General features: G+C 42.8%; 15 protein-coding genes and 1 other annotated feature. Of the genes, 14 read left to right on the top strand and 1 reads right to left on the bottom strand.

Annotated elements, in window-relative coordinates; all coding sequences use genetic code 11:
- Positions 1-11: 11 nt before the first annotated feature.
- From ETB99_RS09060 to ETB99_RS08995, 14 genes are all read left to right on the top strand, one after another.
- On the top strand, positions 12-971 hold the full coding sequence (locus ETB99_RS09060) for an aminoimidazole riboside kinase (RefSeq protein ID WP_171700437.1): 960 nt from the start codon (positions 12-14) through the stop codon (positions 969-971).
- Positions 968-2,407: a glycoside hydrolase family 32 protein gene (locus tag ETB99_RS09055; RefSeq protein WP_171700436.1), complete on the top strand. Its 1,440-nt coding sequence runs from the start codon at positions 968-970 to the stop codon at positions 2,405-2,407. Before ETB99_RS09060 ends, ETB99_RS09055 begins: the two co-directional genes overlap by 4 nt.
- Positions 2,408-2,521: 114 nt before the next feature.
- The gene (locus ETB99_RS09050) at positions 2,522-3,463 is read left to right on the top strand and encodes a DNA-binding transcriptional repressor DeoR (protein WP_077429126.1); all 942 of its coding nucleotides are present in this window, start codon (positions 2,522-2,524) and stop codon (positions 3,461-3,463) included.
- Positions 3,464-3,638: 175 nt separating this feature from the next.
- Entirely contained in the window at positions 3,639-4,853 is a 1,215-nt protein-coding gene (locus tag ETB99_RS09045; RefSeq protein WP_171700435.1) for a NupC/NupG family nucleoside CNT transporter, read from the top strand.
- A gap of 54 nt (positions 4,854-4,907) precedes the next feature.
- On the top strand, positions 4,908-5,573 hold the full coding sequence (gene deoC / locus ETB99_RS09040) for a deoxyribose-phosphate aldolase (protein WP_091700122.1): 666 nt from the start codon (positions 4,908-4,910) through the stop codon (positions 5,571-5,573).
- A 15-nt stretch (positions 5,574-5,588) separates the two neighbouring features.
- A complete protein-coding gene (locus tag ETB99_RS09035; protein WP_171700434.1) occupies positions 5,589-5,759 on the top strand; it encodes a XapX domain-containing protein in 171 nt (56 codons plus the stop codon).
- A gap of 25 nt (positions 5,760-5,784) precedes the next feature.
- Complete coding sequence (locus tag ETB99_RS09030; protein WP_171700433.1) at positions 5,785-6,180, top strand: cytidine deaminase; 396 nt, start codon at positions 5,785-5,787, stop codon at positions 6,178-6,180.
- A gap of 97 nt (positions 6,181-6,277) precedes the next feature.
- Positions 6,278-7,477, top strand: coding sequence for an MFS transporter (locus tag ETB99_RS09025; RefSeq protein ID WP_077429130.1), 1,200 nt, complete (start codon positions 6,278-6,280; stop codon positions 7,475-7,477).
- Between the two features lie 66 nt (positions 7,478-7,543).
- The gene (locus tag ETB99_RS09020) at positions 7,544-8,359 is read left to right on the top strand and encodes a glycosyltransferase family 2 protein (RefSeq protein ID WP_171700432.1); all 816 of its coding nucleotides are present in this window, start codon (positions 7,544-7,546) and stop codon (positions 8,357-8,359) included.
- An 11-nt stretch (positions 8,360-8,370) separates the two neighbouring features.
- Positions 8,371-8,604 carry a hypothetical protein gene (locus ETB99_RS09015; protein WP_171700431.1) on the top strand — a complete coding sequence of 78 codons (234 nt, stop codon included), beginning with the start codon at positions 8,371-8,373 and terminating at the stop codon, positions 8,602-8,604.
- A 242-nt stretch (positions 8,605-8,846) separates the two neighbouring features.
- Positions 8,847-9,410 carry an alkyl hydroperoxide reductase subunit C gene (gene ahpC, locus ETB99_RS09010; protein WP_171700430.1) on the top strand — a complete coding sequence of 188 codons (564 nt, stop codon included), beginning with the start codon at positions 8,847-8,849 and terminating at the stop codon, positions 9,408-9,410.
- Positions 9,411-9,424: 14 nt separating this feature from the next.
- Complete coding sequence (gene ahpF, locus ETB99_RS09005; protein WP_171700429.1) at positions 9,425-10,954, top strand: alkyl hydroperoxide reductase subunit F; 1,530 nt, start codon at positions 9,425-9,427, stop codon at positions 10,952-10,954.
- Between the two features lie 63 nt (positions 10,955-11,017).
- Positions 11,018-11,195, top strand: a binding site (T-box leader).
- A gap of 59 nt (positions 11,196-11,254) precedes the next feature.
- Complete coding sequence (locus tag ETB99_RS09000) at positions 11,255-12,637, top strand: glycine--tRNA ligase (RefSeq protein WP_077429133.1); 1,383 nt, start codon at positions 11,255-11,257, stop codon at positions 12,635-12,637.
- 57 nt (positions 12,638-12,694) lie between these two features.
- Entirely contained in the window at positions 12,695-13,369 is a 675-nt protein-coding gene (locus tag ETB99_RS08995) for a uracil-DNA glycosylase (RefSeq protein ID WP_171700428.1), read from the top strand.
- Between the two features lie 42 nt (positions 13,370-13,411).
- On the opposite strand, the gene ETB99_RS08990 is transcribed toward ETB99_RS08995, so the two are convergent.
- Positions 13,412-13,988: RNA-guided endonuclease TnpB family protein (locus ETB99_RS08990; protein WP_171700427.1), on the bottom strand; the 577-nt coding region annotated here is incomplete at its 5' end.

The raw sequence follows: 13,988 nt of genomic DNA, 5'->3' as shown, positions 1-13,988 counted from the left end.
AGGGAATAACGATGAAACGAGGAGTCATTAGTCTTGGTGAAGCGTTAATTGATTTTATTCCGCTCGATGCAACAAATCAGGCGTATCAAAAAAGCCCAGGTGGAGCGCCGGCAAATGTTGCGGTTGGTGTTGCACGGCTCGGTGTTCCAGCGACATTTGTTGGAAAAGTCGGATGTGACGTACTCGGTGTTTTTTTGAAAGAAACGCTCGATGAATACGGTGTCAACACAACTTCGCTTCAATTTAGTGATGATGTTCGCACAGGTGTCGTTTTTGTGACATTAGCCGAAAACGGAGAACGGAGCTTTGATTTTTACATTAACCCGAGCGCTGATCGCTTTTTGTGCGAAGAAGAAATTGATGAGTCGTTATTTCGGACACATCGCATTCTTCATTTTGGTTCGATCTCACTCATTAGTGAGCCAGCACGAAGCGCTACAAAGCGAGCTGTTATGTTAGCTAAAGAAAACGGCATGATCGTCTCGTATGACCCGAATTTACGTCTCGGTCTGTGGGAAAGCGAACAACAAGCTCGCCAAATGATTATATCTATGTTAACTGAAGCGGACGTATTGAAAATTTCCGAAGAAGAGTTGACATTCATTACAGGAGAGCAAGATATCCAAAAAGGTATTGATGCCCTTGCCCTATACAATATTCCCCTCATCGTTGTTACGCTAGGAGAGAATGGTAGTTATGCGTTTACGAAAGAAGGATCCGTATTTACGCCAGCGCTTAAAGTAGAGGCGGTTGATACGACAGGGGCAGGAGATGCGTTTGTTTCCGGTATGCTTTATTGCTTGCATGAGCGAGAAGGGGCGATCGACGACTTGTCGCTTGCGGAAGTTGAACAAATGGCGCGTTTTGCGAGTGTTTCAGGGGCGCTAGCTGCATCAACAAAAGGGGCGATGACAGCTTTACCGACGCGTGATGAAGTCGAACGAATTTTACGAGAAGGTTGGTCGAGATGAAATCATTGAACGAAAAAAAACAAATACAGCTCGCGGAAGAAGAAATAAAAAAATATGCTTCAATTGTTGAAAGTGACCCAAATCGTTTGCGTTATCATTTAATGCCTCCTGTCGGATTAATGAACGATCCAAATGGACTGATTTATTGGAAAGGGACGTACCATGTGTTTTATCAGTGGATGCCGTTTCAAACGACACATGGAGCAAAATTTTGGGGACATTATACATCGCATGACTTTGTTCATTGGGAAAGACAAGCGCCTGCATTAGCTCCAAGCGAATGGTTTGATCGAAACGGTTGCTACTCTGGAAGCGCCGTGGACAATGATGGTGTACTTACACTTTTTTATACAGGGAATGTCAAAGACGATGACGGAACACGCCATACGTATCAATGTATGGCAATATCAAGTGACGGCCTTCACTTTGAAAAAAAGGGGGTTGTTGTTCATCTCCCAGACGGTTACACGGCTCATTTTCGTGACCCAAAAGTGTGGAAGCATGAAAACAAGTGGTATATGGTGATTGGCGCACAGAGCGAGCAATTAGATGGAAAGGCAGTATTATTTCGCTCTGATGATCTCATGCATTGGGAGCATATCGGTGCTATAGCAGGAGGAGAGGACGGGAACTTTGGGTACATGTGGGAGTGCCCAGATGTATTCCGTTTGGGTGGAAAAGATGTTCTCATCGTCTGTCCACAAGGATTACAACCAGAAGGTATGCATTACCAAAACGTATATCAAGCAGGATATTTTGTTGGACAGTTAAATTATGAAACAGGACAATATGTACACGGTACATTTACTGAGCTGGATCGAGGGTTTGAATTTTATGCGCCACAAACGATGGTCGACGAGCATGGGCGTCGTGTGATGATTGCTTGGATGGGGGTACCAGATCAAGACGAAGATCAGCACCCGACAATTGCTTATCGATGGGTACATGCATTGACATTACCGCGTGAACTCGTTTTAATCGGAGATAAATTATATCAGCGTCCGATTGAGCAGTTGCAGTTGCTTCGGAGTGACGAAGTTCATCATCCAAATGTATTCTTGCAGAAGGAAGTTAGGCAATTTGATGGTGTAAAAGGAAAAACGATTGAACTGCTACTTAAACATATCGATGGTAAAGGCGTTTTATCCATTCATATACAAAACAATGTTTCATTCTCATATGATTTTGAACAAAAAGTTGCGACGTTAGAGAGAGAAAGTTTTGCTCGAAATGGCATGAAAGAGAAACGACAATGTTTATTATCACAATTACACACGATTCACATGTTTATCGATACGTCGTCTATTGAAATTTTCTTAAATGATGGAGAAGAAGTATTTACGGCGCGGTTTTTCACGAAAGAAGAAAATGAACACATCTCATTTCAGACAAACGCGGGAGCTTCATTTCATTTATCTAAATGGAAATTATGCTAAAACTTTTTCTTGTCAAATGTTCAGTTTTTTTCGTATGATGAAAGAAAAGGGAGTATTCCTTCAAATATGGAAGGTTGCTCCTTTTTTCAGTCAATAATAAAAGGTGATGAAGCGATGGAGCAAGATAAGCTAAAAAAAGTCGTGGAAGCAGCGAAATTGTATTATTTACTAGACTACAATCAAAACGATATTGCGAAAAAGCTTGGCGTATCGCGGCCGACGGTGTCGCGTTTACTACAACAAGCAAAAGAAGAAGGGATTGTAGAAATTAAAATTAACGATCCGGCTGAAGATATTCAACAGCTAGCAAAACAACTTGAACAAAAGTTCAATCTAAAAAAAGCAATTGTTGTGTCGGTCCCTGAACATCAAGATGGCATTATTAAAAAATATTTAGGAAAAGAAGCGGCAGAATATTTACGGTCGATCGTCAAAGACGGCGATGTGATCGGTGTCACATGGGGAACAACGTTGTATCACGTCGCATTACAGCTAAGGCATAAACACGTCAAAGATGTGAAAGTTGTGCAATTAAAAGGAGGCGTTAGCTTATCAGAAACGAATACGTTTGCGTCAGATATTTTACACTTGTTTGGAAGCGCCTTCAATGCAACAGTGCATCATTTGCCGTTACCTGCGATCGTGGATCATGTCGTTGTTAAGCAGGCAATGGAGGCAGATCGCCATATTCGCAAAATTCTTGATCTCGGTCGACAAGCGAATATTGCTGTATTTACGATTGGACCAATTAAATCGGAGTCGCTATTGTTCCAGCTTGGTTATTTTACAGAAGAAGATTTGCAAACGATTTATTCAAAAGCAGCCGGTGACATTTGTTCACGCTTTTTTGATCAAAACGGAAAGCTATGCAGCGAGGAGTTAAATGCCCGCACGCTTGGCATTGAGTTAGAAGAGTTGAAAAATAAGGAATACTCGATTGTGATTGCGGGAGGTATTCATAAAGTTGCTGGCATATACGGAGCATTGAAAGGAAAATATGCAAACGTATTAGTAACAGATCAATTTACTGCCGAATGTTTGTTAGAAAAAGAATAAAGGAAAGGGAAGAGGGGGAAAAGAATAAAAGCCTCCTTTATTTATGTAAAAAGGAAGAAAGATTTAGCGAAACCATGAATTTTCTTTGACATTTGTTCATGTTAACGTTTACATACGTTCATTTTCTTGTTATATTGATTACGTAATCAAAATTCAACTTATAGGAGTGTTCAACATGAATATCGTTTGGGGACTTGTCGGTATTGTCGTTGTCCTTGGGATCGCTTTTCTTTTTTCAAATAACCGCAAAGCGATTAATCCACGAACGATTTTAGGTGGTCTTGCGATTCAAGTTTCTTTTGCGTTTATCGTTTTAAAATGGGAAGCAGGGAAAGCGGCATTGCAGTGGTTGACAAATGGTGTCACAAACATTATTAACTATGCGAACGAAGGAATTAACTTTTTGTTTGGCGGGATGTTTGCGGCAAAAGGCATCGGATTTGTGTTTGCATTCCAAGTGTTGCCGGTCGTCATTTTCTTCTCTGCATTAATTTCTGTTCTCTACTACATTGGGGTGATGCAGTGGATCATTAAAATGATCGGTGGCCCGCTCGCGAAATTGCTTGGGACGAGCAAATCGGAGTCAATGTCAGCAGCAGCGAACATTTTCGTCGGTCAAACGGAAGCGCCGCTTGTCATTCGTCCGTATTTGTCCAAAATGACACAATCTGAATTGTTTGCGGTTATGACAGGAGGCTTAGCATCAGTTGCCGGTTCTGTTCTTGTTGGTTATTCGCTTTTAGGTGTTCCGCTTGAATATTTACTTGCGGCAAGTTTTATGGCGGCGCCAGCGGGATTAGTTATGGCGAAAATGATCGTGCCTGAAACGGAGCCGATTAAAGAAGATGAACAGTTTGAAATGGAAAAAGATGAACAATCGACAAACGTCATCGATGCGGCTGCGCGCGGTGCAAGCGACGGTTTAAAGTTAGCATTAAATATCGGTGCGATGTTGTTAGCGTTTATCGCCCTTATTGCTTTAATTAACGGATTGCTCAGCGGAATCGGTAACTTGTTTAATTACGATGGGTTAACGCTTGAGAAAATTTTAGGTTTCTTATTTGCGCCTATTGCATTTGCGATTGGTGTGCCGTGGTCTGAAGCAGTAACAGCTGGTGGGTTTATCGGCCAAAAATTGATTTTAAACGAATTCGTCGCTTATTCATCTTTTGCACCACAAATTCCAGATTTATCAGTGAAAACAGTAGCTGTAATTAGCTTTGCACTATGTGGATTTGCTAATATTTCTTCGATGGGAATTTTACTTGGTGGTTTAGGAAGCTTAGCGCCAAATCGTCGTAGCGATATTGCACGCATGGGCTTAAAAGCTGTCCTTGCCGGGATGCTCGCTTCGCTGTTAAGTGCATCCATTGCGGGTATGTTTATTTAACGACGAAGCGCCTCGCGCACTTCGATCACTTCTAATTTTAAGGGGGAATGAATGATGAACATTGCTAGCATGATCGATCATACGTTATTAAAGCCAGAAACAACGAAAGCACAAATTGAAAAACTAGTGGAAGAAGCGAAAAAGTACGAATTTGCATCTGTATGCGTAAATCCAACGTGGGTAAAATTTGTGGCTGAACGTTTGCAAGGAACAAAAGTAAAAGTATGTACTGTCATTGGCTTCCCGTTAGGAGCAACAACTCCAGAAGTAAAAGCATTTGAAACGAAACAAGCGATTGAAAACGGTGCGCAAGAAGTCGATATGGTCATCAACATTGGTGCGTTAAAAGATGGTGACGATGATCTTGTAGAGCGCGACATTCGTGCTGTTGTCGAGGCTGCAAAAGGAAAAGCGTTAACAAAAGTTATTATTGAAACGGCGTTGTTAACAGATGAAGAAAAAGTGCGCGCATGCGAAATTGCTGTTCGCGCTGGTGCAGATTTTGTGAAAACATCGACAGGATTCGCAAGCGGTGGGGCAACAGTAGAAGACGTTGCATTAATGCGCAAAACAGTTGGTCCAAACGTTGGAGTGAAAGCGTCTGGTGGTGTGCGTAGTGCGGCAGATGCAAAAGCGATGATTGATGCAGGTGCAAACCGTATCGGTACAAGTTCTGGACCAGCGATTATGGAAGGAACAACTTCAAACGAAGCATACTAATGGAGGAATTGACCGATGAAAGAAGTAGTACTTAGCTTACTTGCTGGGCTTGTTGTTGGGATTTTATTTAAATTTTTACGTTTGCCGTTGCCAGCCCCGCCTGTGTTGGCAGGAGTGATAGGGGTATTTGGCGTATATTTAGGTGGCGTCGTTGCTGACTGGTTAATGAAGACGTTTTTTAACTAAACAGCCCAAGAAGGGATGATCAACAATGAATAAACAACTATTAATTGAAGCGGCAAAACAAGCGAGAGAGCGGGCGTACGTTCCGTATTCAAAGTTTAAAGTTGGGGCAGCGCTATTAACGAAAGATGGGAAAGTGTATGGAGGTTGCAACATCGAAAACGCATCATACGGTTTATGTAACTGTGCTGAACGTACAGCTTTATTTAAAGCGTACTCAGAAGGAGACCATGAGTATGCGATGTTAGCTGTTGTTGCGGATACAGAGCGTCCTGTTCCGCCATGTGGCGCATGCCGTCAAGTCATTGTTGAATTGTGTGACCCGAATATGCCTGTCATTTTAGCCAATATGAAAGGCGATGTACAGGAAACGACGGTGAAAGAACTTCTCCCTGGAGCTTTTTTAAAAGAAGATTTGCGATAAGCGTCGGCTTTTCCGACGCTTTTTGCATTGATACATAACAAAAAAGGAAATATAATCGTGTAGAGGATAATTTGACAGCTGACAACGGAGGGGTGACATGAGTCAAGATGTATCAAGAAACAAGTTGCTTTGGATCGCGGGGCTTGGATGGTTGTTTGATGCGATGGATGTCGGGATGCTTTCATTCATTCTTGCGGCTTTGCAAAAGGAATGGGGATTAACAGCTGAGCAAATGGGTTGGATTGGGAGCATGAACTCGATCGGTATGGCCGTCGGTGCTCTTGTGTTCGGATTGTTAGCTGATCGTATCGGTCGAAAGCAAGTATTTATTATTACGCTTTTATTATTTTCGATCGGAAGCGGCTTATCTGCTTTTGCGACAACGTTAACGGTATTTTTAATTTTACGCTTTTTTATCGGTATGGGACTTGGCGGTGAACTTCCGGTTGCTTCCACGCTCGTATCGGAAAGCGTACCCGCTCATGAGCGCGGGAAAGTTGTCGTTTTATTAGAAAGCTTTTGGGCAGGTGGCTGGCTATTAGCTGCGCTTATTTCCTTTTTCGTTATTCCTGCATATGGATGGCAAATGGCGCTCATTTTAGGGGCTTTACCTGCGTTATACGCCATTTATTTGCGTATTAACTTGCCCGATTCACAAAAGTTTATTGCGGTAAAAACGGCAGAGCGTCGTTCTGTTTGGCGCAATATCGCAGACGTATGGGCAAAACCTTATGCGAAGCAAACGACGATGCTTTGGATTTTATGGTTTGCGGTCGTCTTTTCGTACTACGGCATGTTTTTATGGCTGCCGAGCGTGATGGTGATGAAAGGATTTAGTTTAATTAAAAGCTTTGAATATGTGCTAATTATGACGTTGGCACAGTTGCCGGGCTATTTTAGCGTGGCTTGGTTGATTGAACGCATCGGAAGAAAAGCGGTGCTCATTATTTATTTAGTTGGGACAGCGTTAAGCGCTTATTTCTTCGGAAATGCCGAGTCGGTTGCGATGTTAGTGACGTTTGGAGCGCTGTTATCATTCTTTAATCTCGGCGCATGGGGAGCGCTTTATGCCTACACGCCAGAACAATACCCAACGGTTATTCGCGCGACAGGGGCAGGCATGGCAGCTTCATTCGGACGCATCGGGGGCATTTTAGGACCGCTTCTTGTCGGTTATTTAGTTGCACAAAACGTGTCGATGACGATGATTTTTGCGATTTTTTGCGTCGCCATTTTTATCGGTGTACTCGCCGTTCTTTTTCTCGGGAAAGAAACGAAACAACAAGAACTCGCATAATTGTACAAAAAGAAGCTATAATGGTATCATTGTAGCTTCTTTAATTTTTGAAAGGAGACATGTCATTTGGGTGTTTCTGTAGTCATTGCAACATATAACCGACTACTTCCATTAGCGGAATTGTTAGAGTCATTAAGTAAACAAACGTATAAGCCAACGCAAGTGATTATTGTTAACGATGGAGGTTCATCTGTACAAGTTGCGGTTGATGCATATCCTGAGCTCCCGATCGAACTCATTGAATTGCAAGAAAACGTCGGGCATGTTGAAGCGCGGAATATCGGTGTGCGTGTAGCAACAGAAGATTTTATCATGCTTTGTGATGACGACGATTTACTATTGCCGTGCCATATGGAGCGAATGATCGCGAATATGAATGATGCGGATTTTGTATATTCGGACGTAGAAATTTTTCATTATCGCACGGAAAATGGTATGCGTATACCGACCGATCGCTTTTTATTTGCATATGAATATGATTTACAAGCAATGCGTACATTTTCGACGTATGTTCCTTCAGGGAGCATGTATCGGCGCACCATTCATGATGTAATCGGGTATTTTGATTCATACGTTCATAATTATTGGGATTGGGATTTCTTTTTACGTGTAGCGAAAGAGTTTTGTGTCAAACGCGTACCGACAGCGAGTGTTCTTTATGCTTTTTCCAATGAAGGAGATCATTTATCGAAACAAATGAATGAAACGAGACAAATGTATTTAAACCGATTAAGTGAAAAACATGGGTTGGGTGATTTACCGACGAAAAACTTTTGGCTCCTTTTATCAGAGCCGGATGTGCAAAAACGGCAAGCAAAGAGTGAAGTCATGTGGGATGGTGAACCGTTTCGTTCGCGGCTCGCTCATCTCGTTCGTCGCTAGGAGGGAGCGGGATGTATTGGTGGAGCATCCAGCAATTATTTGTTTTACTTTTGTTGTCACCACTTCTTGTTCGACATGTGTTTGATGGACGGATCGCATTATTTTTATCATTTGTTTGTTTCGCTTTCTTAACTGTTGTATTTGCAGAATATATCGTCAAGAAAAAAAGGAAACAAAAGTGGATTTTTGTCGTTGCAGTATTATTTAATGTTCTCCTTTTGCTTAGTTTCACTTTTATAACGTGAGAAAGCAGAGTCGCTGTGCAGGCTCTGTTTTTTTATTAGTGAAAAAGGAATAAAAGAGGTGTATGTCGAAAAACTAAGATGGTTCGATAGTTCCTACTTGACAAATAAACATTCCTATATGATAATTTATATCGCATTGTAATTGTTATAATTTTATTATTGTTTCAGTCATAAATTTCGAATGACTGGGACAAGCTATGCATATGCAAAAAAAAAAAATACAACGAGGAGGATGATTCACAATGCCATTAGTAGGAAAACAAATTCAACCATTTAAAGCGATGGCGTATCATAACGGCGATTTCATCGAGGTAACAGAAGAAAATCTAAAAGGAAAATGGAGCGTTGTTTGCTTCTATCCAGCAGACTTTACGTTCGTTTGCCCAACAGAATTGGAAGATTTACAAAACGAATATCCGAAATTAAAAGAGCTTGGTGTTGAAGTATACTCTGTTTCAACAGATACACACTTCACACATAAAGCATGGCACGATACATCTCCTGCGATCAGCAAAATCGAATATGTGATGATCGGTGACCCTTCACAAAAATTATCACGCATGTTTGAAGTGCTTGATGAAGAGACAGGTCTTGCACAACGCGGTACGTTCATCATCGATCCAGATGGCGTTATTCAAGCGGTTGAAATCAACGCTGACGGCATCGGTCGTGACGCAAGCACAATCGTAAACAAAATTAAAGCAGCACAATATGTGCGCAACAACCCTGGCGAAGTATGCCCAGCAAAATGGCAAGAAGGTGGGCAAACATTGAAGCCAAGTCTTGACCTTGTAGGTAAAATTTAAGGAGGCTTACGCCAATGGTATTGGATGCTGAAATTAAAGCACAGCTCGCCCAATATCTACAATTGATGGAAAATGACATTGTGTTAAAAGTGAGCGCGGGAGACGATTCAGTTTCCCGCGATATGCTTGCTTTAGTCGATGAGCTTGCAACAATGTCATCGAAAATCAAAGTAGAAAAGACAACGTTAGAGAGAACGCCAAGCTTTAGCGTCAATCGCGTTGGCGAAGAAACGGGCATTGTGTTCGCAGGAGTGCCTTTAGGACACGAATTTACTTCTCTCGTGCTTGCGTTGCTTCAAGTGAGTGGAAGACCACCAAAAGTCGATCAAGCGGTCATTGATCAAATTAAAGGTTTACAAGGAACGTACCGTTTTGAAACATACGTCAGCTTAACGTGCCATAACTGTCCGGACGTCGTTCAAGCATTAAACGTCATGAGCGTACTAAATCCGAATGTTTCTCATACGATGATTGATGGGGCAGCGTTTAAAGAAGAAGTCGAACAAAAAGACGTCATGGCGGTGCCAACTGTCTTTTTAAATGGCGAACCGTTCGCAAGCGGACGCATGTCGCTTGAAGAAATTCTTGCGAAGTTAGGAAGCACGCCGGATGCTTCTACTTTTGCAGAAAAAGACCCATTTGATGTGCTTGTCATCGGTGGGGGACCTGCTGGTGCGACAGCGGCGATTTATGCAGCGCGTAAAGGTATTCGTACAGGAATCGTTGCGGAGCGCTTCGGTGGTCAAATTTTAGATACGCTAGGCATTGAAAACTTTATTAGCGTCAAATATACAGAAGGTCCAAAGCTCGCGGCAAGCCTTGAAGAACATGTGAAACATTACAATGTTGACATTATGAACTTGCAGCGTGCGAAACGGTTGGAAAAGAAAGACCTCATTGAAGTTGAACTTGAAAACGGCGCCGTTTTAAGAAGTAAAGCGGTCATTATCGCGACAGGTGCGCGTTGGCGCAATCTCGGCGTCCCTGGCGAAGCGGAGTTCAAAAATAAAGGGGTTGCTTACTGCCCGCATTGCGACGGTCCGTTGTTCGAAGGAAAGCATGTCGCGGTCATTGGCGGTGGTAACTCTGGGGTCGAAGCGGCAATTGACTTGGCGGGAATTGCTAAGCATGTGACCGTTCTTGAGTTTGCGCCAGAATTAAAAGCGGATGCTGTGTTGCAAGATCGTTTGTACAGCTTACCGAACGTAACAGTCATTAAAAATGCGCAAACGAAAGAAATTACAGGTACAGACAAAGTAAACGGTCTCACATATATTGATCGCGCAACAGGCGAAGAGCACCATATTGAACTTCAAGGTGTATTCGTGCAAATCGGGCTTGTACCGAATACAGAATGGTTAGAAGGAACGGTAGAGCGCAATCGCTTCGGTGAAATTATCGTCGATAAACGCGGTGCAACAAACGTTCCTGGCGTCTTCGCTGCTGGCGATTGTACAGATAGCGCATATAAACAGATTATCATTTCCATGGGCTCAGGCGCAACAGCTTCTTTAGGTGCGTTTGACTACTTAATTCGAAATTAACCATTCTCCACTCCCTTGACGCTCGTATTGTCGTTTGATACAATATTAGCCAAACGAAATACAGGTGCAACGATGAAAGATGGATAGTAGCTAAGATCGTTCTTTTATAGCGAGCTAGGGGCGGTGGAAGCCTAGCAAAGACGCTTAGCGAAACGGCAGTCTGGAGTTGCTTCACGCAAAAAGTGGATGCGTTACGCATCAACTAGGGTGGAACCGCGGGAGTTACGCTCTCGTCCCTAGGCGAAAGGCCTAAGGACGAGAGCGTTTTTTTGTTTACACTTCATAAGAGGAGGATGAAATATGTCGGTAACGATGGATCAAATTGTGGCACATGCGAAACATCGCGGTTTTGTTTTTCCTGGCTCAGAAATTTACGGCGGGTTAGCGAATACGTGGGATTACGGTCCGTTAGGGACAGAATTAAAAAACAATATTAAGCGCGCATGGTGGAAAAAGTTTGTCCAACAATCGCCGTACAATGTCGGATTAGATGCAGCGATTTTAATGAATCCGCGCACGTGGGAAGCGTCAGGTCATTTAGGGAATTTCAACGATCCGATGATTGACTGTAAACAATGTAAAGCGCGTCACCGGGCAGACAAACTTATTGAAAGCGCCCTTGAAGCGAAAGGCATTGAAATGGTTGTCGATGGGCTACCATTTGAAAAAATGGAGCAGCTCATTCAAGAGCACGACATCGCTTGTCCGGATTGCGGCAGTCGCGACTTTACGAACATTCGCCAATTTAACTTAATGTTTAAAACGTTCCAAGGTGTGACGGAATCGAGCGCGAACGAAATTTATCTTCGTCCTGAAACGGCACAAGGCATTTTTGTAAACTTTAAAAACGTGCAGCGGACGATGCGCAAAAAATTGCCGTTTGGTATTGCGCAAATCGGAAAAAGTTTTCGGAACGAAATTACACCAGGAAACTTCACATTCCGTACGCGCGAATTTGAGCAAATGGAGCTTGAATTTTTCTGCAAGCCGGGCGAGGAATTGCAATGGTTTGATTATTGGAAACAATATTGCGAACAGTGGCTTTTATCGCTTGGCATGAAGCGTGAAAACATTCGTTTGCGCGATCATTCTGAAGATGAACTATCTCACTACAGCAACGCGACAACAGATATTGAATATAAGTTCCCGTTCGGTTGGGGCGAGCTATGGGGCGTTGCATCGCGCACCGATTACGATTTGCGCCGTCATATGGAATATTCAGGAGAAGATTTCCATTACCTCGATCAAGAGACGAATGAGCGTTTCATTCCGTACTGCATTGAACCTTCACTCGGTGCAGACCGCGTGACGCTTGCCTTTATGATTGATGCATATGAAGAAGAACAACTTGCAGATGGCACGACGCGCACCGTTATGCATCTTCACCCAGCATTAGCGCCGTACAAGGCCGCCGTATTGCCGTTGTCGAAAAAGTTATCAGAAGGTGCACGTGCTATTTTTGAACAGCTTTCCCAGCACTTCATGGTCGATTACGACGAGTCTGGTTCGATCGGAAAACGATATCGCCGTCAAGATGAAATCGGAACACCGTTCTGTATTACGTATGATTTCGACTCAGAACAAGATCAAATGGTAACTGTGCGTGATCGCGACACGATGGAACAAACACGCATTCCAATCGCACAATTAAAAGACTTTTTAGAAGAAAAAATTCAGTTTTAAGCAAAAACAGGCTATCCTATCGTTAGGGTAGCCTTTATGTTAGGAAGGAGTGAAACGATGAGCATATTGAAAAATGATTGGGCGCCTCTATTAGAAGAGGAATTTCAAAAGCCGTATTATTTGAAGTTGCGTCAGTTTTTAAAAGAAGAATATCGCACGAAAACGATTTATCCCGATATGCACGATATTTTCAACGCTCTTCATTACACGCCATATGCCGATGTGAAAGTCGTTATTTTAGGCCAAGATCCGTATCATGGACCGAATCAAGCGCACGGATTAAGTTTTTCTGTTAAACCGGGCGTCCCTTTACCTCCGTCGTTATTAAACATCTTTAAAGAATTACACGATGATCTCGGCTGTTACATACCGAACAATGGCTATTTGTTAAAATGGGCGAAGCAAGGGGTATTATTGTTAAATACGGTATTAACGGTACGGCAAGGGGAAGCAAACTCGCACAAAGGAAAAGGATGGGAACATTTCACGGATCGTGTCATTGAACTTGTGAATGAAAAGACGGAGCCGGTCGTCTTTATTTTATGGGGGCGTCATGCGCAAGCGAAAAAAGCGCTCATTACAAATGAACATCATTATCTTATTGAAGCCCCGCATCCGAGCCCACTTTCAGCCGCGCGAGGCTTTTTCGGCAGCCGCCCGTTTTCGAAAACGAACGCGTTTTTACAACGAACAGGGAGAGAGACGATTGACTGGCAAATCGAAAACATTTGATACACGATTGAACTACCACTAGGCTAAAGCCATAGCGGATTCCTACGAACACCGAAAGTTTTTTCGGTTATTTAGTAGGCGATCCCCACAGTTCCTGCGGTTAAGAAGCCTAATCGCTTCGTTTTTAATATTGATACTTGCGTTCACATCTCGGTCGTGATGAGTATGGCACACAGGACATTCCCATTCACGCAAAGCAAGATGTTTCACGTCTTTGTTTTGATAGCCACAGCACGAACAAAGCTGACTAGACGGAAAGTTTTTTGCTACGGTGACAACTTGTTTTCCGTACCATCTAGCTTTGTATTCGATCATGGCTTTAAACATTGACCAAGATACTTCTTGAATCGCTTTTGCAAGGTTGTGATTTTTTAGCATATTAGCTACCGACAAATCTTCCATCCCGATGATGTCGTGGTTTTTGACAATCTCGGTGGAAATTTTGTGCAAGTAATCATGTCGTGCATTTGTTATTTTTTCGTGCAATCGTGCAACTTTTATTCGTTGCTTATTCCAATTCGAGCCACCTTTTTTTCGTCTGGAAAGAATACGTTGTGCTTTTGCTAGTTGTTCTTCTAGCTTACGAAGCCATTTCGGGTTGACGTACTTTGTTCCATCA

The sequence above is a fragment of the Anoxybacillus sp. CHMUD genome, from assembly GCF_013096965.1.
Classification (GTDB): Bacteria; Bacillota; Bacilli; order Bacillales; family Anoxybacillaceae; genus Anoxybacillus; species Anoxybacillus kestanbolensis_A.
Note: the sequence above shows the minus strand (reverse complement) of the source record. Positions and strands in the feature narration are given on the sequence as shown.

Coding starts and splice junctions, on each gene's coding strand:
- ETB99_RS09060 (WP_171700437.1), top strand. CDS start 12: ATGAAACGAGGAGTCATTAGTCTTGGTGAAGCGTTAATTGATTTTATT.
- ETB99_RS09055 (WP_171700436.1), top strand. CDS start 968: ATGAAATCATTGAACGAAAAAAAACAAATACAGCTCGCGGAAGAAGAA.
- ETB99_RS09050 (WP_077429126.1), top strand. CDS start 2,522: ATGGAGCAAGATAAGCTAAAAAAAGTCGTGGAAGCAGCGAAATTGTAT.
- ETB99_RS09045 (WP_171700435.1), top strand. CDS start 3,639: ATGAATATCGTTTGGGGACTTGTCGGTATTGTCGTTGTCCTTGGGATC.
- deoC (WP_091700122.1), top strand. CDS start 4,908: ATGAACATTGCTAGCATGATCGATCATACGTTATTAAAGCCAGAAACA.
- ETB99_RS09035 (WP_171700434.1), top strand. CDS start 5,589: ATGAAAGAAGTAGTACTTAGCTTACTTGCTGGGCTTGTTGTTGGGATT.
- ETB99_RS09030 (WP_171700433.1), top strand. CDS start 5,785: ATGAATAAACAACTATTAATTGAAGCGGCAAAACAAGCGAGAGAGCGG.
- ETB99_RS09025 (WP_077429130.1), top strand. CDS start 6,278: ATGAGTCAAGATGTATCAAGAAACAAGTTGCTTTGGATCGCGGGGCTT.
- ETB99_RS09015 (WP_171700431.1), top strand. CDS start 8,371: ATGTATTGGTGGAGCATCCAGCAATTATTTGTTTTACTTTTGTTGTCA.
- ahpC (WP_171700430.1), top strand. CDS start 8,847: ATGCCATTAGTAGGAAAACAAATTCAACCATTTAAAGCGATGGCGTAT.
- ahpF (WP_171700429.1), top strand. CDS start 9,425: ATGGTATTGGATGCTGAAATTAAAGCACAGCTCGCCCAATATCTACAA.
- ETB99_RS09000 (WP_077429133.1), top strand. CDS start 11,255: ATGTCGGTAACGATGGATCAAATTGTGGCACATGCGAAACATCGCGGT.
- ETB99_RS08995 (WP_171700428.1), top strand. CDS start 12,695: ATGAGCATATTGAAAAATGATTGGGCGCCTCTATTAGAAGAGGAATTT.